The 22,979-nt window shown below is 49.9% G+C and carries 19 protein-coding genes; 11 read left to right on the top strand and 8 right to left on the bottom strand.

Annotation, left to right across the window (positions count from 1 at the left end; translation table 11 throughout):
• Positions 1-173: 173 nt before the first annotated feature.
• The 6 genes from ACR9Y8_RS24225 to ACR9Y8_RS24250 all read right to left on the bottom strand — a co-directional run bounded on the left by ACR9Y8_RS24225 (position 174) and on the right by ACR9Y8_RS24250 (position 7,877).
• Positions 174-2,495 carry a glycoside hydrolase family 20 protein gene (locus tag ACR9Y8_RS24225; protein ID WP_481215831.1) on the bottom strand — a complete coding sequence of 774 codons (2,322 nt, stop codon included), beginning with the start codon at positions 2,493-2,495 and terminating at the stop codon, positions 174-176.
• 73 nt (positions 2,496-2,568) lie between these two features.
• Complete coding sequence (locus tag ACR9Y8_RS24230) at positions 2,569-3,339, bottom strand: endonuclease/exonuclease/phosphatase family protein (protein WP_481215832.1); 771 nt, start codon at positions 3,337-3,339, stop codon at positions 2,569-2,571.
• A 140-nt stretch (positions 3,340-3,479) separates the two neighbouring features.
• A complete protein-coding gene (locus ACR9Y8_RS24235; protein ID WP_481215833.1) occupies positions 3,480-4,232 on the bottom strand; it encodes a copper homeostasis protein CutC in 753 nt (250 codons plus the stop codon).
• A gap of 149 nt (positions 4,233-4,381) precedes the next feature.
• Positions 4,382-5,431, bottom strand: a complete 1,050-nt coding sequence (locus ACR9Y8_RS24240) for a glycosylasparaginase (RefSeq protein WP_481215834.1) — start codon at positions 5,429-5,431, stop codon at positions 4,382-4,384.
• An 84-nt stretch (positions 5,432-5,515) separates the two neighbouring features.
• Complete coding sequence (locus tag ACR9Y8_RS24245; RefSeq protein WP_481215835.1) at positions 5,516-6,481, bottom strand: ROK family protein; 966 nt, start codon at positions 6,479-6,481, stop codon at positions 5,516-5,518.
• Positions 6,453-7,877, bottom strand: coding sequence for an MFS transporter (locus ACR9Y8_RS24250; RefSeq protein WP_481215836.1), 1,425 nt, complete (start codon positions 7,875-7,877; stop codon positions 6,453-6,455). Before ACR9Y8_RS24250 ends, ACR9Y8_RS24245 begins: the two co-directional genes overlap by 29 nt.
• 269 nt (positions 7,878-8,146) lie before the next feature.
• Here ACR9Y8_RS24250 and ACR9Y8_RS24255 point away from each other — a divergent pair, with 269 nt between their 5' ends.
• The 3 genes from ACR9Y8_RS24255 to galK all read left to right on the top strand — a co-directional run bounded on the left by ACR9Y8_RS24255 (position 8,147) and on the right by galK (position 11,348).
• Positions 8,147-9,475, top strand: coding sequence for a sugar MFS transporter (locus ACR9Y8_RS24255; RefSeq protein WP_481215837.1), 1,329 nt, complete (start codon positions 8,147-8,149; stop codon positions 9,473-9,475).
• Positions 9,476-9,497: 22 nt separating this feature from the next.
• On the top strand, positions 9,498-9,767 hold the full coding sequence (locus tag ACR9Y8_RS24260; RefSeq protein WP_481215838.1) for a hypothetical protein: 270 nt from the start codon (positions 9,498-9,500) through the stop codon (positions 9,765-9,767).
• 435 nt (positions 9,768-10,202) lie between these two features.
• Positions 10,203-11,348 carry a galactokinase gene (gene galK, locus ACR9Y8_RS24265; RefSeq protein WP_481215839.1) on the top strand — a complete coding sequence of 382 codons (1,146 nt, stop codon included), beginning with the start codon at positions 10,203-10,205 and terminating at the stop codon, positions 11,346-11,348.
• Positions 11,349-11,406: 58 nt separating this feature from the next.
• Here galK and ACR9Y8_RS24270 read toward each other — a convergent pair whose 3' ends face one another.
• Both ACR9Y8_RS24270 and ACR9Y8_RS24275 read right to left on the bottom strand, forming a co-directional pair.
• Positions 11,407-12,786 (bottom strand): Gfo/Idh/MocA family protein, encoded by a 1,380-nt coding sequence (locus tag ACR9Y8_RS24270; protein WP_481215840.1) that lies wholly within the window; start codon positions 12,784-12,786, stop codon positions 11,407-11,409.
• Between the two features lie 14 nt (positions 12,787-12,800).
• Complete coding sequence (locus ACR9Y8_RS24275; RefSeq protein ID WP_481215841.1) at positions 12,801-13,178, bottom strand: four helix bundle protein; 378 nt, start codon at positions 13,176-13,178, stop codon at positions 12,801-12,803.
• Positions 13,179-13,382: 204 nt separating this feature from the next.
• On the opposite strand from ACR9Y8_RS24275, the gene ACR9Y8_RS24280 reads away from it, so the two are divergent.
• The 8 genes from ACR9Y8_RS24280 to ACR9Y8_RS24315 all read left to right on the top strand — a co-directional run bounded on the left by ACR9Y8_RS24280 (position 13,383) and on the right by ACR9Y8_RS24315 (position 22,978).
• Complete coding sequence (locus tag ACR9Y8_RS24280; protein WP_481215842.1) at positions 13,383-15,464, top strand: alpha-L-fucosidase; 2,082 nt, start codon at positions 13,383-13,385, stop codon at positions 15,462-15,464.
• 419 nt (positions 15,465-15,883) lie between these two features.
• Entirely contained in the window at positions 15,884-16,684 is an 801-nt protein-coding gene (locus ACR9Y8_RS24285) for a GNAT family N-acetyltransferase (RefSeq protein ID WP_481215843.1), read from the top strand.
• A gap of 27 nt (positions 16,685-16,711) precedes the next feature.
• Positions 16,712-17,908 carry an argininosuccinate synthase gene (locus ACR9Y8_RS24290; protein WP_481215844.1) on the top strand — a complete coding sequence of 399 codons (1,197 nt, stop codon included), beginning with the start codon at positions 16,712-16,714 and terminating at the stop codon, positions 17,906-17,908.
• Between the two features lie 20 nt (positions 17,909-17,928).
• Positions 17,929-18,906 carry an N-acetyl-gamma-glutamyl-phosphate reductase gene (gene argC / locus ACR9Y8_RS24295; protein WP_481215845.1) on the top strand — a complete coding sequence of 326 codons (978 nt, stop codon included), beginning with the start codon at positions 17,929-17,931 and terminating at the stop codon, positions 18,904-18,906.
• 23 nt (positions 18,907-18,929) lie between these two features.
• Positions 18,930-20,057 (top strand): aspartate aminotransferase family protein, encoded by a 1,128-nt coding sequence (locus ACR9Y8_RS24300; protein WP_481215846.1) that lies wholly within the window; start codon positions 18,930-18,932, stop codon positions 20,055-20,057.
• Positions 20,058-20,169: 112 nt separating this feature from the next.
• Positions 20,170-21,123, top strand: coding sequence for a Rossmann-fold NAD(P)-binding domain-containing protein (locus ACR9Y8_RS24305; RefSeq protein WP_481215847.1), 954 nt, complete (start codon positions 20,170-20,172; stop codon positions 21,121-21,123).
• Between the two features lie 5 nt (positions 21,124-21,128).
• Positions 21,129-21,911, top strand: a complete 783-nt coding sequence (argB, locus tag ACR9Y8_RS24310; protein WP_481215848.1) for an acetylglutamate kinase — start codon at positions 21,129-21,131, stop codon at positions 21,909-21,911.
• Positions 21,912-21,913: 2 nt separating this feature from the next.
• On the top strand, positions 21,914-22,978 hold the full coding sequence (locus tag ACR9Y8_RS24315) for a M20 family metallo-hydrolase (RefSeq protein ID WP_481215849.1): 1,065 nt from the start codon (positions 21,914-21,916) through the stop codon (positions 22,976-22,978).
• Position 22,979 lies beyond the last annotated feature (1 nt).

Here is a 22,979-nt window from a genome sequence, read left to right on the forward strand (position 1 = left end):
TTGGATTGAAGGCGTTTTAAAAGCGAGCCCGAAAATTAAACAAAAATGCGCTAATATGCTAATGTGCTGGTGTACTGACACCAGGAATTGTGATTTTTTTAGATAATCTTTATCTATATATATCAGTTTTATACCCATATGCAGCATCTGCCAGCTGTCGGAAAATCAGCACATTAATTAATTATTATCTCGTCTACAAACAGCCAGGCCGGGCTCCCTGCGCCCTGTGCGCCTGCAGGAATTTTTCCTGCATTCTGCGCCACCACTTTCACATACCGGCCTCTTACCTGTTGTAATTGCCCGCGTACCTGGTTAATGCCCTCTTGGTTAAAGGTGTTCTGCTTATACACTTCTTTGAAATGCTGGCCATCGTCAGACACCAGGAAGCTTACCTGCTTGGGAGGGTAGATGCCTGGCCCCTTGAAGTTCAGGGTGTTCAGGCCTACGCTGTGTATATCCTGCACGCTGTCCAGGTCTACAGTAGCTTCCAGGTTGTTGCCGCTGTAGCCGAACCACTGGTTGTCGTTATATTCCTTTACCCCTGCAATACCGTTCACCAGCCCGAAAGCACTGCCAGGATTGTAGCTTGGGTTGGGAGGCTGCGCCAGGGTCACCTTTCTGCCAATAGCCTTATGATAGATGAACGCCTGCGTATACTCATTGCCGTAAGGCTTGCCATCAAGGAATAATCCCGCACGGATGGTGCCTGTAGCAGTCACGGGGATGGGCCCTGTGTAAGGGGTAGACTGCGTGGTAGGAGCGCTGCTGTCGGTAGTATAGAAGATCTTGCCGCCATCCAGCTTGCTGTCCAGCTTCACCGTTACACCGCCTTTGCCATTGCTTTCAACGGCGCCGCGGATCTCCAGCACATGCTTGGCATAGTTCACTTTTTTCAGGTCCAGGCGGTGGAAGTGTACTTTTAACCTTTCTACAAAATCGTCATAGTTCCTTTTGCTGGCAGGGCTCCACAATACTTCTGCCAGGGCGGTAGCGCGGGGATACACCATGTATTCTACGTGAGCCGAATTGAGAATGTACTCTGTCCATACATTGCCCTGCGCGCCTTTGATATAGGTAGCTTCTTCCTTGCTCAGCTCTTCAGGGATGGGTTCATAGCTATACACTTCGCTTACGGGGGTATAACCACCGATAGCTACCGGTTCACTCTTGCCCTGGGATTGATAGTGATCAAAATAGCAATAGTTGCCCGGCGTCATGATCACATCATGCTTTTGTTTAGCGGCGGCTATGCCACCTTCTGTACCGCGCCAGCTCATTACCGTAGCGTCAGGGGCCAGTCCGCCTTCCAGGATCTCATCCCATCCGATAATACGACGGCCTTTGCTGTTCAGGTATTTCTCCATGCGCTGGATGAAATAGCTCTGTAAGGCATGTTCGTCTTTAAGGCCTTCTGCTTTCATTCTCCGCTGGCATTTCGGACATTTCTCCCAGCGTGTTTTGGGAGATTCGTCGCCGCCGATGTGAATGTATTTGCTGGGGAAGAGGGTCATCACTTCGTCCAGCACATCCTGCAGGAAGAGGAATACGCTGTCGTTGCCTGCGCAATAGATATCGTCATACACGCCCCATTTGGTGCCTACTTCATAAGGTCCGCCGGTGCAGCCCAGGTTAGGATATGCGGTCAGCGCTGCCAGCGAGTGACCCGGCATTTCTATTTCAGGGATCACGGTAACATGGCGTTCGGTGGCGTATTTCACTACGTCTTTCACTTCGTCCTGTGTATAGAAACCGCCATAAGGTTTGCCGTCAAATTTCTGATCGTTGTAGTGCCCCACCATAGACTCTTTACGTTTGGAGGCCACTTCCTGGAGGCGCGGATATTTTTTGATCTCTATACGCCAGCCCTGGTCTTCTGTAAGATGCCAGTGAAAGGTATTGAGCTTATGCATTGCCAGGAGGTCGATATATTTTTTGATGAAGTCTACAGGGAAGAAATGCCGTCCTACATCCAGGTGCAATCCCCTGTACGAAAAGCGGGGATAGTCGGTGATCGCTACGGCAGGGATGTAAAGGCTGTTGGCCTTTTCCGCAGGCAGCAGCTGTATCAGTGTTTGTATGCCGTAGAAGGTGCCGCTGGCATCATTGCCTGCAATATCGATACGGTCTTTGCCAACGGTAAGGGTATAGCCTTCTTTGGCGTTGGTAGCGCTGGTATCTGTATTGGTGTGCAGCTGGATGGCGTTTCGTTCGCCTTTGTCGGTAATGGTCAGTTCATAACCTGTCAGTTCTTTCAGCCAGGCATTGAACAAGCCTGCTGTCTGCTGTTCTTCCGGCGTGGTAGCTACCAGCACGGTTTGTTTGTCCAGCAGGAAAGAATCAGGAGCTTCTTGTACGCTTACCGGTATAGGAATGATACTTACTTTGCCTTTGGGAGCATGTCCCTGTTGAGCGCTGTTGCAGGCCGCCAGGCCAGCCACCGCCAGTACTACAAGAGCGTGTAGTACGGCACGGGTACGGTTCATTGTACTGTTCATAATATTGTATATTTCAGCCAGTTGATGTAGTGGTAACAAAGATGGCTTCTAAGATACAATATTCGGCAAAACGTTATTCTTTAATTTTCACTTCGCAAACCACCGGGCGATGGTCTGACGCGACGGTTTCCTCGATCACCCTGGCAAAAACGCTTTCATGGCGCTGCCTTGGAAATATCATGATATAATCCAGTTTTGTGGTAGGCGTATCTGCAGGATAGGTAGGTCCGGAGCTCTGCGTAAGATCAGTGAACAGCTGCTTCAGGATCCCCATTTCTTTGGCCGCAGGCGCAGCGTTCAGGTCTCCCGCCAGGATCACCATTGTTTTAGCAGGCGTGAAAAACTGCACCAGTGCATTGGCCTGGTTGATACGGTCTGCAGGATCATTGCCCGCGTCCAGGTGTGTGCTTACAAATTGCAGCAGGCTATCGCCCGGTAGCTGGATAGTAGCCACCCCCGCGATCCGCGGCTCTTTGCCTGTACTCCCGGGCAAGCTTATACGTTCGCTGGAGGCAATAGGCAGGCGGGATAATATACCGGTGCCATAGGCGCCACCATCATAGTCCATTGCTTTGGCAAAATAAGTATACATACCGGTGAGGGAAGCCAGCTCACGCAGCTGATCTGCTTTTTGTGCGCGTCCTGTTGCGCTGTCTACTTCCTGTAAAGCTACAAGGTCAGGATTGGTGGCAAGAATTACGTTGGCAATACTCTGCAGGTCAATTTCCCCTTTCACATTTTCGCCGTGGTGAATGTTGTAGGTCAGCACTTTAAGGCTTTGAGCAGAGAGTAGTAACGGTCCGCCGCTACAAAGCAATGCTGTCAGAATAAGGACTCTTTTCATAGTATATGGTAGTTGCAGGGATCCTAATATACAAAAAAGTCGTTAGTCGTTAATCATTAGTCGTTAGTAATTAACGGCGATATAACACAGTATTTTTCTTGTCCCTTGAAAACTAACGACTAATGACTGGCGACTAACGACTAACGGCTAAGCACTTTTTCCGCTTCTTCCCTGATCTTTTTTACCTCGCTCACCTGCGAAACCGAAATACCGTATTCCGGTAGTCCCGGTATACCGCCCATGCTTACATTCGGGTTGCGGTACTGCATGCCGCTTTCTATGTAAGCCCTGGCGGTGGTATGATATTCTGTTGCCCCTGTTTCTTTTACCAGGGTGGCGATATTGGTCGATCTTACGCCTGATCCCACCATGATGGCAATGCGCCCGTCTGCACGCTCTACCAGTGTTTTCAGCAGCGGAATGCCTTCTACTGCGGTGTTGCGTTGCCCGGAAGTGAGTATGCGCTCACAGCCGATGTCAATGATATCTTCCAGCGCCTGCAGCGGATCATCCGTCATATCAAATGCGCGGTGAAAGGTAACGCCCATAGGCCAGGCCAGTTCTACCAGTACTTTGCAACGCTCCTTATCCACTTTGCCGTCTGCTGTAAGCATGCCGATTACCACGCCATCGCAGCCTATTTGTTTGCACAGCGCGATATCCCGTTTCATCACTTCAAACTCCAGCGCATCATACAGGAAATCGCCGCCGCGCGGCCGTATGATAGGGTAGAGGGCCAGCTGTACTTTTTCCCTTGCTAAGGCGATGGTAGCGTAGCTGGGAGTAGTGCCGCCTTCCAGCAGGTTATCACACAGTTCTATCCGTTGCGCTCCTCCTTCCTGTGCGGCAAGGCAGGAGGCCACGGAAGCGGCGCATATTTCTAAGGTGAACATCTCTCGAATAATTTAAACGTTTGAGGTTTGAGGTTTGAGGTTTGAGGTTGGTTGAATGTTGGAAGTTCAGGAAGAATTTCCTGGCCTGGTACTTTTTATGAACCTTCAACTTTTAACGAACCTCAAACCTCAAACATCAAACCTCAAACTTAAAAGTAATGTTTCCCATCATACAGCTTATTGCTGCTATCCCCCGTACACACTGCATAGCTAAACCCTTTCTGCAAGCAATACGCACCATATTCCCCCTTCTTATTCAGCGCCAGGAATCCCACTTGTATTTCCTTCGCTTTTTGCGGGCTTTTCTTCACAATCCTCGTTACTGCCTCTTTACAGGCTGCTTCAGGAGAATAGCCCTGCCGCATCAGCTCTACTACCAGGTGGCTGCCTACTATGCGGATCACTTCTTCGCCTACACCGGTAGAGGTGGCAGCGCCTACTTCATTGTCCACATAAAGCCCTGCGCCGATAATGGGAGAATCTCCTACGCGGCCGCGTAGTTTAAACGCCATACCGCTGGTAGTGCAGGCGCCTGACAGGTTGCCCTGGGCGTCCAGCGCCACCATACCAATGGTGTCGTGGTTGTATACGTTACCGGGTAAACGCAGCGGGTTGAATGCGGTCGTAGTATCGTTTCCGTTATAGGTCTTATTCTCGATATTGATCTGCGGTTTATACTCCGATTTTTTCAGCCATTCTTTCCAGGCTTTTTCGGATTCAGGTGTCAGCAGGTTTTCTTTTTTGAAGCCGTTGGCCAGTGCAAATTGCAGTGCACCTTCACCTACCAGCATTACGTGCGGGGTTTTTTCCATCACAGCGCGCGCTACGGAGATGGCATGTACTACATGCTCCAGCGCAGCTACAGAGCCGCAGTTGCCCAGTTCGTCCATGATGCAGGCGTCCAGTGTAACATGGCCGTCCCGGTCGGGGAAACCGCCCAGGCCTACTGTCTGGATCTTAGGGTCGGCTTCGGGGATGTTTACCCCTGCCTCTACGGCGTCCAGTGCCCGTCCGCCCTGTTTAAGCACTTCCCAGGCTGCCAGGTTGGCCGGTAAGCCGAAGTCCCAGGTGGAGATCACAATAGGTTTACCCTTCACGGCTTTTCCTGCCGTTTGAGCCGCTGTGGGCTTCATGCCATCTAAAGAGAAAGCAGCGGCGCTGAGGGCCGCTGCTTTTAAAAAATGTCTACGATCTTGCATAAGCAGTTATATGAACCGAAAGTGATTTTTGTTGCCCGGGAGTGAAAATACAGTGAATTTTCATTCCATGCATTCAACTTTCGTTTAATCTTTCATTTCCCATGCTAATGCGCTGGCGCCCAGGATGGCGGCATCGCTTTCTTTCAGTTCGGAGAATACCAGCTTCACCTTGTTCTGGAAGATGGGTAAAAGGTTCATTTCCATATGCTCGCGTACCGGTTTCATGATAAGGTCTCCTGCCTTCGTAAGGCCGCCGAAGAGGATGATTGCCTCAGGGCTGCTGAACATAACGAAGTTGGCGAGGGCTTCGCCCAGGATCTTACCGGTGAACTCGTACACTTCCCTGGCCAGCGGATCGCCTGCCATGGCAGCTTCGAATACCAGTTTAGAGTTGATCTCTTCTTTGGGATGATCGCGGAGAATGCTCTTGGTATCGGGGCGGTCGGCCAGGAATTCCAGGGCAGTATTGGTAACGCCGGTGGCGGAAGCATAGGCTTCCAGTGATCCGTGCGCACCGGTTCCGGGATGGAGTCTGCCGCCGGGGATCACGATACAGTGACCCAGTTCGCCTGCAAAACCATCGTGACCATAGATCAGCTGACCGTTGGCAACAATACCGCTGCCTACACCGGTTCCCAGGGTGATCACGATAAAGTCTTTCATGCCTTTGGCTGCGCCGTAGATCAGTTCTCCCAGCGCTGCGGCATTGGCGTCATTGGTCAGCACAGTAGGCAGGCCGAATCTTTCGCCCAGCAGGTTGGCTAAAGGAATAACACCCTTCCAGCGAAGGTTTGGTGCATATTCTACGTTGCCTGTATAGAAGTTACCATTGGGGGCGCCTACGCCGATACCCTTGATTTTATCTATACCGCCTGCCTGCTCTATCAGTTTGGAGAGATGCCCGTGCAGCTCTTCGATGAAGTCTTTTACTTCTGCGTGTTGATTGCTCAGCATACGTCCATCGCATAATATATTTCCCCTGCGATCTACGATGCCGAATTTTGTATTGGTACCGCCAATATCAATGCCCACTACTAATTGCTGACTCATAATCGATTCCCTGAGATTTTAATATGTTTTTAACTCGAAATGCAAAGAATGTCAGATAGGCGAAACAGAATACCGGTAACCAGTAAGACTGGTGAATGCCTACTGAAGTACTGGCTATTACGCCTTGTAATAAGGGGAGCAGTGCGCCGCCCAGGATCATCATTACCAGGAAGGCTGACGCCTGGCTGGTGTATTTTCCGAGACCAGCAGTAGCCAGGGTGAATATACAAGGCCACATCACGGAGCAGAACAAACCACCGCTGATAAAGGAGAACAGCGCTACTTTACCGGTGGTGAACAAGCCGATCAGCATGGCGATCATACCGCATATAGCGAAGATGCCTAACTGTCTGGCCGGTTGATCTTTACTCAGGAAGAACGCAATGATCAGGGCAATGATGCAAACGCCGTAGATATACAGGTCGGTTACATCGCTGCCTCTCAGGTAGTTGATCAGCAGGTACACGCCAAAGGCCAGGTAAGGCACGATAACAGTGAGGATGCGTTTCAGCTGTCTGCTGGGGTTCAGTGCCGCGGTGCCTGCTGTCCAGCGTCCCATCATCATACTTGCCCAGAAAAGGGATACGTAGTGAGAGATATGGGAAGAGTCCAGGTTCTCGGTTCTTTTCAGATACTCGCCGATGTTGCTGGCAATGGTCACTTCCACGCCTACATACACGAAGATGGCCAGCATACCCAGTTGTACCTGCGGGTATTTCAGTGCGCCCAAACCGCCTTCTACTTTCTCATCGTTGGTGATGGCAGGCAGCTTCGAAAATTTGAAGAAGATAGCCACCAGGATGAACAACACGCCCACTACCAGGTAAGGTAATTTTACAGAGTTGATGGTGGCGTTGGCTGCCGCATTCGGGCTGATAGCGCCGAAGATCGCGAAGCTAACCAGTACAGGCCCCAGGGTAGTACCGAAGTTGTTGATGCCTCCTGCCAGGTTCAGGCGCTTGGCGCCGTCTGCAGGATCACCCAGTGCAATCGCAAATGGGTTGGCGGCGATCTGCTGTAAGGAGAAGCCCAGCCCTACTACGAACAAGCCGGTGAGCAGCAGGAAGTAGGAATGCAGTTCTGCAGCAGGATAGAAGATCAGCGTGCCTATACCCGAAAATATAAGCCCGTAAATGATCCCGTTCTTATAGCCGATCTTGTTCAACGGATCTGTTTTCAGCGCTTTGCCTACTATGAAATAAATAATGGATCCGACGAAATAAGCTACATAAAACGCAAATCCCACTAACTGTGATTGCCATTGCTGTAAGTGGAACTTTTCCTTAAAGAGAGGGATAAGGATGTCATTGGAGGCGGCGACGAAACCCCAGAAGAAAAAAACTGTGATTAACACAAAGAACTGTGGGTTTGTGCCGCGCTTAGTTTGTTCAGCCATAAACGTGTTAGTTACTGTAGTTGTTTGCCCGATAAATGTATAAATATTTTTTTAAGATTTTCTAAATAAAAAATAAATTGTTGCAATTTTATATTATGCAAAAACGTTTTAGCTCGATGATTATAGAAAATTATCTAAAATTGATAGCGATTGCATAATCACACGAAATAGGCTTTGCAGGATTAGAAAATACAAGAATAGTTATTTAAGTTCGTGCTAGTGTAAACCAAGATCTATATATATTATTTTTTAATCTTTAAGAAGTCACTATGTCATCTAACACCGCTGCAGCGCTAACAGGGGGGAAAAAAGCAGCCAGTTATGCGCAGTCCATTACCATCATCGGTATCTTGTTTTTTGTGTTTGGTTTCGTGACCTGGTTAAATGGTACGCTGATCCCTTTCCTGCGGATCGCCTGTGAACTGAATGTTTCCCAGGCCCTGCTGGTGACCTTCGCCTTTTATATGGCCTACTTTTTCCTGTCTATCCCTTCTTCTTTTATCCTTACCAAAACAGGGTTCAAGAACGGGATGGCGCTGGGACTGGTGGTAATGGCGGTAGGCTCCCTGATCTTTATACCCGCCGCCAACACCCGGAACTTTGCCCTCTTCCTCACAGGATTGTTTGTACAGGGTGCAGGCCTTTCACTGCTGCAAACGGCTTCCAACCCGTATATCAGCGTGATCGGGCCCATTGAGAGCGCGGCTAAGCGTATCAGTATCATGGGGATCTGTAATAAGGTGGCTGGCGCTATCAGTCCGCTGGTGCTCAGCACCATCGTACTGAAGAATGCTGAATCGCTTGAAAAACAGATCGCTACCGCTACTGATCCTGCGCAGAAAGCGCTGCTGCTTGACAGCCTCGCCTCCCGCGTGGTAGGCCCTTACATCGTGATCGCCATCGTGCTGGTGCTCCTGGCCTTTATGATCAAACGTTCCTCGCTGCCTGAAATTGATACAGACGGTGAAGAGGTGAAAACAGAGGGCACAGCCACCCGTACCAGCGTGTTTCAGTATCCTTACCTGCTGCTGGGCGTACTCTGTATCTTCCTCTATGTAGGTGTGGAAGTAATGGCCGGCGATGTGATCGGTACCTACGGCAGCCAGCTGGGCATGAGCCTGGACAAGACCAAATACTTTACCTCCTTCACCTTAGCCGCCATGCTGGTGGGCTATGTAGTAGGTATCCTCACCATACCAAAGATCATGTCGCAGGATAAAGCCCTCCGGATCTCCGCCATACTGGGCATTCTCTTTACGCTTGGCGCCTTCCTGACCGACGGCAACCTGGCGGTTACCTTCATCGCCCTCCTGGGATTGGCCAACGCCCTGATGTGGCCTGCCATCTTCCCCCTGGCGATCGACAAGCTGGGTAAATTTACCAAGATAGGTTCCGCTTTACTGGTAATGGGTATTGCCGGTGGCGCAGTAGTGCCGCAGATCTATAGTGGCCTCTTTAACAAAGACGGTTTGCTGGGTTTCCTGCATTCAAACAGCATCGATTTCCGGGAAGCGTTCCTGTATTGTATGCTGCCTTGTTACCTGTATATACTTTACTTCGCTTTAGCGGGGCATAAAGTGGGTAAAGCGAGCGCGTAGATATTAAGCTGGATGTAAAATAGTGAAAGGCCGTCCGCCAGCTGGTGGACGGCCTTTTGCATGCTTAAATCATACCTTCCATATACCCTGCACATACCTTCCACATACCCTCCATATACCCCCCGGGGTACCCTGCATACCCTCACCCAACAAACAGCTCTCCATTGCCATGGGCAAACCGGTTTTCATCGCCATGGGCAAACGGGTCTCCATCGCCACAGGCAAACAGGTATCCATCGCCATGGGCAAAGAGGTCTCCATCGCCGTCATTGCGAGGCGCAGCCCGGACTAGTGCGTGGCGCGACGAAGCAATCTCACAAACGACAAACCGCAGGCAGCAAACGTAATTATCACCATTTGGAGATTGCTTCGCCCCCGGTACCCCTTCGGGCCTCGCAATGACGAGGATGGGAAGCCTTCCTGGATAAGCCCTGCGCCACCCAAACCGATACAATTTAAACCTGCATCAAGTCCGCCTCAAGTCCACCTCATATCCAGCTCACCTTCAGTTCTACATAGGGTTTCCTGGCCGTTTACACGCCGAATGCCCTTAGTGTTAATTTAGTATTAGCTTAGTAAGTGCTTAGTAGGAGCTTACTAAGTGCTTACTAAGTGCTTACTAAGTGCTTAGTCAGCCCTTACTCTGCGCCTGCTCATCCCTTCCTCCCTTCCCCAAGTTTGATCTTTCATCTCCGCTCGTTATTTTTAACCCCTTTAAATCATCTTCATGATAGCACAAGCAAAGGAGCAGTTCGTAAAATTGTTCGGAAAAACACCGCTGATAGTCAGCTCTCCCGGAAGGATCAACCTCATTGGCGAGCACACGGATTACAATAATGGCTTTGTATTACCCGCCGCTATCGACAAACAGATTATATACGCCATCGCCCTCAACGGCACCGGTTATTGTAACGCCTACGCGGCCTTCAACGGTGAAAAGACCGGTTTCAGCCTGGATGCTGTACATCCCACCCCGGGATGGATCAACTACCTCATGGGCGTGGTAGACCAGCTGCAGAAACGGGGCTACAAAGTACCCGGCTTCGACTGTGTCATCGCAGGCGATGTACCTGTAGGCGCAGGCCTCTCGTCCTCCGCTGCCGTAGAAGGCGGCCTGGTAGCAGCCCTCGATCACCTCATGGGCTATTCCCTCTCCCGTATGGATATGGCCCTCATCGGCCAGAAGGCGGAACATACCTTTCCTGGTGTACAATGCGGCATCATGGACCAGTTCGCGAACCTCCATGGTAAAAAAGACCAGGTGATGTTGCTGGACTGCCGCGATCTTTCCTACACCTATTATCCTTTCAACTTCCCCGACCAGAAAATAGTGCTGTGCAACTCCATGGTGCACCACTCGCTGGCCTCTTCAGAATATAATGTACGCCGCAGCCAATGTGAAAGCGGTGTAAAAGTATTACAGGAAATCTACCCACAGGTGCAATCCCTCCGCGATGCCGATTTGCAGATGCTCGACGCCGTTAAAGACCGCCTGGACGAGCTGGTATACAAACGCTGCGCTTATGTAATAGCAGAAATTGCCCGCGTACAGCAGGCCTGTATCTACCTGCAGCAAGGTAAGCTGCCCGAATTCGGTAAACTGATGTATGAAACCCACGATGGCCTGAGCCGTCTTTATGAAGTAAGCTGTCCGGAACTGGATTTTCTCGTTGAACTGGCACGTCAGCGACCCGAAGTAGCAGGCGCCCGTGTAATGGGTGGTGGTTTTGGCGGTTGTACCATCAACCTGGTAAAAGCAGATAAGGTCGAAGAGTATACGGCGTTTATCCAGGAACGTTATCAACAGCAATTCGGGAAATTGCCGGAGGTGTATGTGACTACTATTGAAAACGGTGTATCTGTATTCCAATAAATAAATTAGCCTTTAGCTGTTAACACTAACAGCTAAAGGCTAAAAGCTAATCGCTATCTCAATACTCCCCACCCAACGCAAACACCGGCTGCCTATTGATCCACTTTCCCCTCGTAAAATCCGGTATATACTGCACATTCCCACCTTCTGCAACAGACTGCTCACTCAGCGGCGTGATCGCATACCACGTTGCCAGGTCATATACATCCAGCGCATACGGTGTTCCGCGCTTATTACTTTCAATAAAGGAATTGATCACAAACCAATCCATCCCTCCGTGCCCTGCACCTGATGCATCGTTGGCATAGCGTTTCCACAGCGGATGATCATAGCGGTTCATATAACTCTCTGCCTGATCCGGCTGACCTGCTTTCTCCCACTGATCAAACGGGCTTTTGCCTTCCACATAAATGGAATCCATATCATCCATCCACAAGCCATTCGTTCCCTGTACACGGAAATTCAGCGAGTAGGGACGGGGCGAATTTGTATCATGCGATAACATGATCGTTTCTCCATTATTGGTTTTGATCAGCGTGCTCACAATATCTCCCAGCTTAAATTCCACTTTCGCATTAGGATGGTCCTTACCTCCTTTGTCTACAATATATTTATGCAGGCCTCTTGATTTAGTGGCCACAGAAGTCAATGATATTAAACGATTGCCCCGGTTGATGTTGATCATATTTGCCACCGGTCCTAATCCATGTGTAGGATAGAGGTCACCGTTGCGATGCACGGAATGGTTGGTTCTCCACTTTGCTTCCGACAAGCCTTTCTCTCCAAACTCTACGCCAACGCCATACGGCGTCTTGCCGTCGTTAAACTTCACCCCGCGCAGGTCATGCTGGTAGCCGCCCTGCAGGTGTATCAGTTCGCCGAACAATCCCTGGCGTACCATATTCAGTACTGCCATTACATCCCTGCGGTAACATACATTCTCCATCCCGAATACCGGTATACCGGTTTCCTCGCTGGTGTTCACCAGCTCCCAGCATTCCTGTATATCGCTGGCGCCACACACTTCTACTGCCGGGGTTTTACCGGCTTTCATGGCAGCTACTGCCTGGATGGTATGCCATTCCCAGGGAGTGGCAATGATCACGGCATCGATATCATCACGCTTCAGCATGTTCCGGAAATCCTCATCGCCATTGGTGTACTCCGCTACTTTCTTTTTTCCGCCATAGGCTTTGCTGATCAGATCTCTTGATTTCGGAATGGCCCATTTGGTATCCGGGTCGCAGATTGCTATTACGTCCACATCCTGGCGGTGCAAGCAAAGGCTCAGGTGACCTTGTCCGCGTGCGCCTACGCCTATCAGGCCTACTCTTACCTTTTCTTTCTTTGCCTGTGCAAATAACCTGGCTGGTGTGTCTAGCAGTGATAGGCCTATCCCAGCCGCTGCGGTGTTTTTGATAAATGTTCTACGGATCATAAAGTTGTCAGTTGTCAGTTGTCAGTTGTCAGTAATGATGCGTGTTTTAATAAATACTTTTGTAGCCCGTTGATTGTTTTCGAGATTTCTACTGATAGACTTATACATTCATCCCTTTGTTCCTTATTGATATACTTTAGTCTTAACGCCAGGTAAAGCATTGATTTAACCTCACTGCAAGAGCCTCTGGCGATATCAAGGAATCTTGCAAATTCTTTGTTTGTGCGCCTGTCAAATCCCTCAGCGATGTTATTAGATATCGATACTACAGCTCTGCATATCTGATCCTTGAATGAAAAGTCTCTTATATCCTTAAATAGTTCATAGATGCCTACAGCCAGATCTTGTGCTTTTTGCCATGAAATAAGATCTTCAAACTTTACGACTTTCATAAAGTGGTGGGTTACAAAATATAACAATGGTGCTCAATTTACAACTTTCTTAATCACCAAATTCACGCACTCACTATATCTCAGCAACTTTTCCTATCCTACTTGAATCCTGACAACTGACCACTGACAACTTTTTCTCTATTTCTGATTCGATTTTACCTGCACGGTTACATTACCTTTATCCCACCTTATTTTTAATGCTCTATGAGAAAGATCGCATTATTGGTAGCAGGCCTGATGGCCGGCCTGACAGCCGCCCGGGCACAGCCCACCATCAAGCCCTATGGCGCACTGCCCTCTAAGGCCCAGCAGAACTGGCAGGATATGGAGTATTACATGTTCATCCACTTCGGTCCCAATACCTTTACAGACCGCGAATGGGGACATGGAGATGAAGACCCGCAGGTCTTCAATCCTACACAGCTGGACGCCCGTCAATGGGCGCGTACCGCTAAACTGGCCGGTATGAAGGCCATCATCATCACCGCTAAACACCACGACGGTTTCTGCCTCTGGCCCAGTAAATTCAGTACCCATACCGTGCGCGAAAGCAAATGGAAGAACGGTAAAGGCGATGTGCTAAAGGAGCTGTCCGCTGCCTGTAAGGAGTACGGACTGAAGTTCGGCGTATATCTTTCTCCCTGGGACCGTAACCATCCGGCCTATGGCACGCCTGAATACAACCAGGTGTTCAGCAATACCCTCAACGAAGTATTATCCAGTTATGGCCCCGTGTTCGAACAATGGTTCGATGGCGCTAACGGCGAAGGCCCTAATGGCAAGAAACAGGTGTACGACTGGCCGCTGTTCCATAGCGTAGTATATCGCAACCAGCCCAATGCAGTGATCTTCAGTGATGTGGGCCCGGGCTGCCGCTGGGTAGGCAACGAGAACGGCTTTGCAGGCCCTACCAACTGGAGTACGCTGAACGTGAAAGGCTTTGAGCCCGGTAAGAATGCGCCGTCCACCACGATACTGAACCATGGTGATGAAGATGGAGAGAAATGGGTCCCTGCCGAGAGTGATGTATCTATCCGCCCGGGATGGTTTTACAGCGCAACAACAGACGATAAGGTGAAAAGCCTGGCGCACCTGCTGGAGATCTATTACGCTTCCGTAGGCCGTAACAGTAACCTGCTGCTGAACGTACCGGTAGACCGCCGCGGTCTCATACACGCTAACGACTCTACCCGCCTGATGGAGTTCCGCCGCCTGCTCAACGAAACCTTTAAAACGAACCTGGCGCGTACGGCGAAGGTAACTGTAACTGATATACGTAAAAACAATACAGCAGTCAGCACCCAACACCTGGCGGATGGTAATGCGAAAACTTATTGGGCTACGCCCGATGACGTGCTGCAGGCCGGTATCACGCTGAGCTTTCCGAAAGCAGTTACTTTCAACCGCCTGGTGCTGCAGGAGTATATTCCCCTTGGTCAGCGCGTAAAAGCCTTCACCGTAGAAGTATGGGAGAACGGCGCCTTTAAGGAAATAGCCAGCGAAACCACCATCGGGTACAAACGCATCCTGCGGCTGCCCAATACCACCACTACCCGGGTGCGCGTACAGATCAAAGATGCCAAAGCTTGTCCGGTGATCAGTGAAGTACAGCTGTACAAAGCGCCCGATCTGCTGGCTACCCCTGAGATCAGCCGCAACAGGGAAGGTCTGGTGAGCATCCAATGCGCATCCCCCGATCCGGAGCTGCACTATACACTGGACGGCAGCGAACCTGCTTTCACTTCTCCCCGGTATACAGCGCCCTTTGCACTGCCCAGGGGCGGTGTGATCAAGGTAAAAGCTTTCATTAACAAGGGTAAAACAGCCGGACCGGTAGTAACATCCGACCTGGACATTGCGCCCGCCAAGTGGAAAGTGATCTATGCCGATGATGAACAGGAGCAGGCAGACAGGGCTATAGACGAGAACCCAGGTAGCAGCTGGGTAGCAGGAGCAGGGCAGCAGGGCAAATATCCCCACGAACTGCAGATAGACCTGGGCGAAAGCCTGAACCTGCACGGCTTTACCTACACTCCCCGCCAGAGCGATCACGGCCCAGCTGGGATCTTCTCTAAATACGCTTTCTATGTGAGCGCAGACGGGAAGGATTGGGGACAACCCGTATCCACTGGCAGCTTCGACAACATTAAAAATAACCCGGTGAAGCAGACCATCCGCTTTGCCCAGCCTGTCAACACCCGTTACATTCGGCTGGTAGCCCTGGAACCGGCTGATGAGTCAGACCATTCCTCCGGGGTGACAGAACTAGGGATATTGACAAAATAAAATACTTATCATATTAATTATAAACGGATTACATTAGTTATTAACAACTGATGTGATCCGTTTCGTTTTTGTGTTAAAGTATTTATAACAGAAAAAAATTTGACAGTTTTTATTGAATAAGTTATAATTTTGCGTTGAATTTAAATCAAAGACAGTTTTAACAATTTAAGCTGAACTGAAGTTGGAAAACTTTTTGACCCATACCAACATCTCTGCATATCATCCTTCTCTGATGGAAGGCATGTATTCTATTGGGTTTAATGTCTTTAGATATCTCTCCCGACGACCTCGTATTTGATAGCGTTCGTCTTACATACAGGCACGCTATCGCAATGATTCCCCCATCATTGATTTATCCTATTCCTGCAACAGGAAGCTCATTTTAATATTATTGATTCACTTTTTTCAATTTACGTAAGTTGGAAAATCAACATATCATCGTTAGGGTAGCCACTCCCGACGATGCGCATTATGCAAAAACCATCACAGACGAGATGGAATCCTCCGCTAAAGCACGTGGAACCGGTATAGCAAAACGGAGCCCGGAATACGTGCAGCTGAAAATGGAAGAAGGTAAGGCCGTGATTGCCACTACCGACAGCGGAGACTGGGTGGGCTTTTGCTACATTGAGGCATGGGGCCATGGAAAATTCGTAGCTAACTCCGGTTTGATCGTAAACCCTGCCTTCAGGGGGCATGGCGTGGCCAAATCTATCAAGGAGCGCATCTTTCAACTGTCCAGGGAAAAATATCCTGATTCCAAGATCTTTGGTCTGACCACCGGCCTGGCCGTGATGAAGATCAACTCCGACCTGGGCTATGAGCCGGTTACCTATTCAGAGCTCACTGATGACGAAGAGTTCTGGAAAGGATGCCGCAGCTGTGTGAACTTCGATATCCTCACCGCCAAGAACCGCAAGAACTGCCTCTGCACTGCTATGCTGTACGATCCTGTACAGAAACAGAAAGATGAGGAAGAGCGGATCGCCCGGGAAAAGGCCGCGGCAGAAGCCGTGACGGAAAACGAAGAAGCCCTGAAGCCCCAGGTAATGGTGGCCGCCAACGGCGATATTCAGCAGCAGAAAAAGCAAAGGGCTTTTAAAGACAATTTCAAGCTGTTCGAAAGGTGGCTGCGGTATAAAAGGTATGTGCTCCTGAAAGGCAACGCTGGTGCTGCAGGCAATAACCGCAAGAAATTCTTTTTATTCAACCTGTTCTAACATTCAAACATTCCAAAAACCGTCATAATGAGCAAAAAAGTAGTACTGGGATTTAGCGGAGGCCTCGATACTTCCTACTGTGTAAAATATCTTACCGAAGAGAAAGGCTATGAAGTACATTCTGTGATCGTGAACACCGGCGGTTTCACCGACGAGGAATTACAGGAAATAGAAAAACGTGCTTACAGCCTGGGAGTAAAGAGCCATAAAACGGTAAATGCCATTCGCTCTTATTATGACAAGGTGATAAAATACCTGGTGTTCGGCAATGTGCTGAAGAATAACACCTATCCCCTGAGCGTGTCTGCTGAACGTATGAGCCAGGCGCTCGCCATCGCAGAATATGTGAAGGAAACAGGCGCTACCGCTGTTGCCCATGGCAGCACCGGCGCGGGTAACGACCAGGTACGCTTCGATATGATCTTTCATATCATGATCCCCGGTGTGGAGATTATCACACCTATACGGGATATGAAACTGAGCCGTGAAGAGGAGATCGCTTACCTCCAGTCAAAAGGAGTAGCGATGAACTTCGAGAAAGCCATGTACTCCATCAACAAGGGTATCTGGGGTACTTCCGTAGGTGGTAAGGAAACACTCACCTCCAACGGCATGCTGCCTGAATCTGCTTTCCCTACACAGTTGAGCAAGCAGGATCCGGAGCAGGTTTCACTGAAATTCGAAAAAGGAGAGCTGGTGGGCGTGAACGATAAAACATTCGCACACCCCACAGAAGCCATTCAATATTTACAGTCTGTTGCAGGTCCTTTTGCCATTGGCCGCGATATTCACGTAGGTGATACCATCATCGGCATTAAAGGCCGCGTAGGCTTTGAAGCAGCCGCCCCGGTGGTGATCCTCAAAGCGCACCATGCCCTCGAAAAGCATGTGCTCACAAAATGGCAGCTGAGCTGGAAAGACCAGCTGGCGCAGTTCTACGGCAACTGGCTGCACGAAGGCCAGATCCTCGATCCGGTGATGCGCGATATCGAGGCTTACCTCGAAAGCTCCCAGCAGCACGTAAGTGGCCAGGTATTTGTTACGCTGATGCCTTACCGTTTCCAGGTGACAGGTATCGAATCGCCTTACGATCTGATGAGCAGCAAGTTTGGTAAATACGGCGAAATGAACAGCGGCTGGAGCGGTGAAGATGTAAGAGGCTTCAGCAAGATCTTTGGTAACCAGACAATGATCTGGCACCAGGTTAATAATTCAAACTTATAAAGGCAGTAATATAGGACGTCATGGCACAAAGTATTAAAGCAGGCATTATAGGCGGCGCCGGTTACACCGGTGGAGAGCTGATCAGGGTACTACTCAATCATCCCAACGTGGAAATTGCATTCGTGCACAGCCGCAGTAATGCCGGTAATCCTTTGTATGCCGTTCATAACGATCTCTTAGGCGAAACAGAACTGACCTTCACGGGGGAACTGGACAACAACATTGATGTGTTGTTCCTTTGTCTTGGTCACGGCGAAGCAAAGAAGTTTCTCGAAGCCAATGCCATTGCCCCCGCTGTAAAGATCATCGATCTCAGCCAGGACTTCCGTCTCGGCGAAAGCCTGCCCGGCCGTGAGTTTGTATACGGCCTGCCTGAAATGCAGCGGGATAAGATCAAAACCGCGCAGAACATCGCCAACCCAGGCTGTTTTGCTACAGGTATACAATTGGGCCTGCTGCCCCTTGCACAGGCAGGGCTGCTGCAGGAAGTACATACCACCGGCATTACCGGTTCTACGGGCGCCGGGCAAAGCCTCCAATCCACCACGCATTTCACCTGGCGTGCTAACAACGTCTCCACTTATAAAGTGCTGACCCACCAGCACCTGAAAGAGATACGACGAAGCTTACAGCTGTTGCAGCCTTCCTTTAGCGGTAACGTGAACTTCGTACCGGTAAGGGGCGATTACCCCAGGGGCATCTGGGTAACTTCCTACCTGGATAGTGACCTTAGCCTGGAACAGGCCGTACAGCTGTATAAAACATACTATGCTGCCCATCCGTTTACGCAGGTAAGCCAGGACCAGATAGACCTGAAACAGGTGGTGAACACCAACAAATGCTTCATACAGCTGGAAAAGGTCGGTAATAAACTGGTGATCCACTCCATAGAGGACAACCTGCTGAAAGGCGCATCCGGACAGGCAGTACAGAATATGAACATCATGTTCGGACTGGATGAAACCGCCGGGCTGAAGCTGAAATCCATAGTGTTTTAGTATCTAAAATCTCTTTCATTATTATGAAACTATTTGACGTATATCCGATCAACGATATCACGATAGAAAAAGCTGCAGGCTCCATTGTTTGGGACGATAAAGGCACGCAATACCTGGACCTCTACGGCGGACATGCCGTAATTTCCATCGGGCACACACACCCGCATTACGTACAACGTTTAACAGATCAACTACATAAAGTCGGTTTTTATTCCAATTCTATCAAGATCCCGTTACAGCAGCAGCTGGCGGAAAAGCTGGGTAAAGTGTCTGGCAAGGAAGATTATCAGCTCTTCCTTTGCAACTCCGGCGCAGAAGCCAATGAGAACGCATTGAAGCTGGCTTCTTTCCATAACGGCAAAAAGAAAGTAATTGCTTTTAAAAAAGCATTTCATGGCCGTACCTCTCTCGCAGTGGCTGCTACAGACAACCCGAAGATCGTAGCGCCGGTGAACGAAACAGATAACGTGGTGTTCCTGCCCTGGGAAGATCAGCAGGCGCTGGAAGCAGCTTTCCAGCAGCACGCCGTTTCTTCTGTGATCATAGAAGGTATCCAGGGTGTAGGCGGCATTAATGTAGCCAGCGAATCCTTCCTCCAAAAGATCAGAAGCCTTTGTGACGCGCATAACGCCGTGTTCATTGCAGACTCCGTACAGTGTGGCTACGGCCGGAGTGGTAAGTTCTATTCTCATGACTACGCGGGCGTAAATGCAGACATCTACACCATGGCGAAAGGCATGGGCAATGGCTTCCCCGTAGGCGGCATTATCATTGCCCCGCATATCCAGGCTTCTTACGGCCTGCTGGGCACCACTTTTGGTGGTAATCACCTGGCTTGTGCCGCTGCACTGGCAGTACTGGAAGTAATTGAGCAGGACAAGCTGATACAGAATGCCCAGCAGGTAGGCAACTACCTGATGACGCAACTGAGCACGCTGCCCCACGTCAGGGAAGTAAGAGGACGCGGTTTGATGATCGGCATCGAGCTGCCCGAAGAACTGAACCACATCAGGAAGGAATTGTTATTCAAACATAAGATCTTCACCGGCGAAGCCAAACCGAACGTGATCCGTTTGCTGCCGTCACTGGCCCTCACGCAGGCCCAGGCAGATCAGTTCCTGGCCGCTTTCGAAGAAGAATTGAAGAAATGATATAAAGTTGTCAGTTGTTAGTTGTCAGTTGTCAGGGCTTGGCTCGATTGCCTTATTCCTTTCAATCACTGATAACTGACAACTGATAACTGACAACTAACAACTAACAAAGATGAAACAATTTATTTCCGTAGACGATGTTCCAGGTGTCCCGCGTTTGGTGGAGACCGCTCTGGGCTACAAGAAAGACCCGTTCAAAGACAGAACATTAGGGGCCGATAAAACATTGGGAATGATCTTCCTGAACCCTAGTCTGCGAACACGGTTAAGTACACAGGTAGCCGCAAAGAACCTGGGAATGGAAGTAGTGGTATTTAACATCGATAAAGAAGGTTGGGCGCTGGAGATGACCGACGGCGCTATCATGAGCGGTAACACCACAGAGCACGTGAAAGAAGCAGCAGCTGTGATGGGACAATATTTTGACATCATGGCCATACGCACTTTCCCCGGACTGAAGAATAAAGAGGAAGACTATACGGAGAAATATATCAACCAGTTCATTAAATACGCCGGCGTTCCCATCGTAAGCCTGGAGAGCGCTACCCTGCACCCGCTGCAGAGCCTTACGGATGTAATTACCATCCGCGAGAACTGGCAGGAGAAACGTAAGCCGAAGGTGGTAATGACCTGGGCCCCGCACGTAAAAGCGCTGCCACAGGCCGTGCCCAACTCCTTTGCACAATGGATCAACGCCTGGGGAGAAGCAGACTTTGTGATCACACATCCCAAAGGTTATGAACTGGATCCTAAGTTCAGCGGCAATGCGCCTATTGAGTACAACCAGGACAAAGCCCTGGAAGATGCAGACTTTGTGTATGTGAAGAACTGGTCTTCCTACAGCGACTATGGCAAGATCACCTGTACAGATAGCAGCTGGATGATCAGCAATGAGAAACTGTCGAAGGCGCCTAACGCTAAAGTAATGCACTGCCTGCCTGTAAGAAGGAATGTGGTGATTGCTGATGAAGTGCTGGACGGGCCACAGTCTATTGTAATACCACAGGCAGGTAACCGTGTATGGGCCGCACAGGCAGTGTTGAGCGAGATCTTAAAAAATAGCTGATCAATATGCTGTTCGTAATAAAAGTAGGCGGTAATGTGATTGATAATCCAGCGCTGCTGCAATCTTTCCTGTCAGACTTTGCACAGATCTCCGGACCGAAGATCCTGATCCACGGCGGCGGTAAGGTCGCTACCCGTATAGGAGACCAGCTGGGCATCGAATCAAAGTATGTGAACGGCCGCCGCATTACCGACGCTGCTACCATCGACGTAGTGACCATGGTTTACGGCGGACTGGTAAACAAGCAGCTGGTAGCTAAACTGCAGGCCCTGGGCTGTAACGCCATCGGTATGACCGGTGCTGACGCCAATGTGATCCCTGCTGTTAAACGCCCGGTAAAGGAAATAGATTACGGCTTTGTAGGAGATGTAGATACCGCAAAGCTGAATGTAGGTCCGCTGAAAGCCATGCTGGACGCTGGTCTTACACCGGTGTTCGCGCCGCTTACGCACGATACGCAGGGCAGCATGCTGAATACCAATGCAGATACCATTGCGGCTTCACTGGCCATTGCATTGTCTGCTCATTATGAAGTAAGGCTGATCTACTGCTTCGAGAAGAAGGGTGTGCTCAGTGATCCGCAGGATGATAATGCAGTGATCCACCTGATCAACCGGACGATCCACGCACAGCTGCTGGAAGAGAAGGTACTCACAGAAGGTATCCTGCCCAAGCTCGAAAATGCGTTCGCTGCCATCGAAAGCGGCGTGAAGGAGGTCCTGATAGGCCATGCGGCCGATGTGAGGAGCAATACGACCGGTAATGTAGCCGGTACACTAATATGCTAACTATGTGGAACCAACAGTTATACCAGGATGCCGTTAAATTGTTACAAGAGCTGATCGCAACGCCTTCCCTCAGCAGGGAAGAACAGGGCACCGCTCAGCTGATAGGCAACCTGCTGGCTGAAAAGGGAGTGCCTTATCAACGGCACCTCAATAACGTCTGGGCGCAGAACAAGCATTTTGATCCTGCTAAGCCTACTATCCTCCTGAATTCCCATCACGATACAGTAAAACCGAATCCACAATATACCCGCGATCCTTTCAGTCCGGATGTGGTGGATGATAAATTATACGGCCTTGGCAGCAACGACGCGGGTGGCTGTCTGGTAAGTCTGATCGCTGCTTTCCTGCATTTTTATGACCGTCCCGATCTGAAATGCAACCTGATGATAGCAGCTACGGCAGAAGAAGAGATCAGCGGCGTGAATGGTATAGAAAGCATCCTGGACCGCTTGCCTGCTATTGAACTGGCGATCGTGGGAGAGCCCACGCAAACACAGCTGGCCATTGCAGAAAAAGGACTGATGGTGCTGGATTGTGTGAGTCATGGCAAAGCTGGTCACGCCGCCCGTAATGAAGGAGAGAATGCCATCTACAAAGCGCTGCAGGATATCAGCTGGTTCCGTGAGTACCAGTTCCCGGAAGTATCTGAAACACTGGGGCCCGTCAAAATGAGCGTAACGGTGATCAACACTTCCAATAAAGCGCATAACGTAGTGCCTGCAGATTGTTCTTTTGTAGTGGATGTCCGTGTAACGGACAAGTATACACTGGAAGAGGTGCTGGCTACTATTCAGCAGCACGTTAGCTGTGATGTAAAGCCGCGCTCTATGCGTATGCGGCCTTCCGGTATCCCGCTGGATCATCCGATCGTGCAGGCAGGCATCCGTATGGGTAAAACCTGGTATGGATCACCTACCACATCAGATCAGGCGCTGATACCCGCTACTTCCATCAAGATAGGTCCTGGCGATTCAGCGCGTTCTCATACGGCAGATGAGTACATCTATCTGGATGAGATCAGGCAGGGGATTGACACTTATATTAAATTACTGCAAGAAATTTTATAAG

Source organism: Chitinophaga sp. SVR4-12A (assembly GCF_056754765.1).

Bases quoted from the DNA above. Each gene is read 5' to 3' on its own strand.
- argC (WP_481215845.1), top strand. From the start codon at position 17,929: ATGGCACAAAGTATTAAAGCAGGCATTATAGGCGGCGCCGGTTACACC.
- ACR9Y8_RS24230 (WP_481215832.1), bottom strand. From the start codon at position 3,339: ATGAAAAGAGTCCTTATTCTGACAGCATTGCTTTGTAGCGGCGGACCG.
- argB (WP_481215848.1), top strand. From the start codon at position 21,129: ATGCTGTTCGTAATAAAAGTAGGCGGTAATGTGATTGATAATCCAGCG.
- ACR9Y8_RS24255 (WP_481215837.1), top strand. From the start codon at position 8,147: ATGTCATCTAACACCGCTGCAGCGCTAACAGGGGGGAAAAAAGCAGCC.
- ACR9Y8_RS24245 (WP_481215835.1), bottom strand. From the start codon at position 6,481: ATGAGTCAGCAATTAGTAGTGGGCATTGATATTGGCGGTACCAATACA.
- ACR9Y8_RS24280 (WP_481215842.1), top strand. From the start codon at position 13,383: ATGAGAAAGATCGCATTATTGGTAGCAGGCCTGATGGCCGGCCTGACA.
- ACR9Y8_RS24235 (WP_481215833.1), bottom strand. From the start codon at position 4,232: ATGTTCACCTTAGAAATATGCGCCGCTTCCGTGGCCTCCTGCCTTGCC.
- ACR9Y8_RS24275 (WP_481215841.1), bottom strand. From the start codon at position 13,178: ATGAAAGTCGTAAAGTTTGAAGATCTTATTTCATGGCAAAAAGCACAA.
- ACR9Y8_RS24270 (WP_481215840.1), bottom strand. From the start codon at position 12,786: ATGATCCGTAGAACATTTATCAAAAACACCGCAGCGGCTGGGATAGGC.
- ACR9Y8_RS24225 (WP_481215831.1), bottom strand. From the start codon at position 2,495: ATGAACAGTACAATGAACCGTACCCGTGCCGTACTACACGCTCTTGTA.
- galK (WP_481215839.1), top strand. From the start codon at position 10,203: ATGATAGCACAAGCAAAGGAGCAGTTCGTAAAATTGTTCGGAAAAACA.
- ACR9Y8_RS24250 (WP_481215836.1), bottom strand. From the start codon at position 7,877: ATGGCTGAACAAACTAAGCGCGGCACAAACCCACAGTTCTTTGTGTTA.
- ACR9Y8_RS24305 (WP_481215847.1), top strand. From the start codon at position 20,170: ATGAAACAATTTATTTCCGTAGACGATGTTCCAGGTGTCCCGCGTTTG.
- ACR9Y8_RS24315 (WP_481215849.1), top strand. From the start codon at position 21,914: ATGTGGAACCAACAGTTATACCAGGATGCCGTTAAATTGTTACAAGAG.
- ACR9Y8_RS24240 (WP_481215834.1), bottom strand. From the start codon at position 5,431: ATGCAAGATCGTAGACATTTTTTAAAAGCAGCGGCCCTCAGCGCCGCT.
- ACR9Y8_RS24300 (WP_481215846.1), top strand. From the start codon at position 18,930: ATGAAACTATTTGACGTATATCCGATCAACGATATCACGATAGAAAAA.
- ACR9Y8_RS24290 (WP_481215844.1), top strand. From the start codon at position 16,712: ATGAGCAAAAAAGTAGTACTGGGATTTAGCGGAGGCCTCGATACTTCC.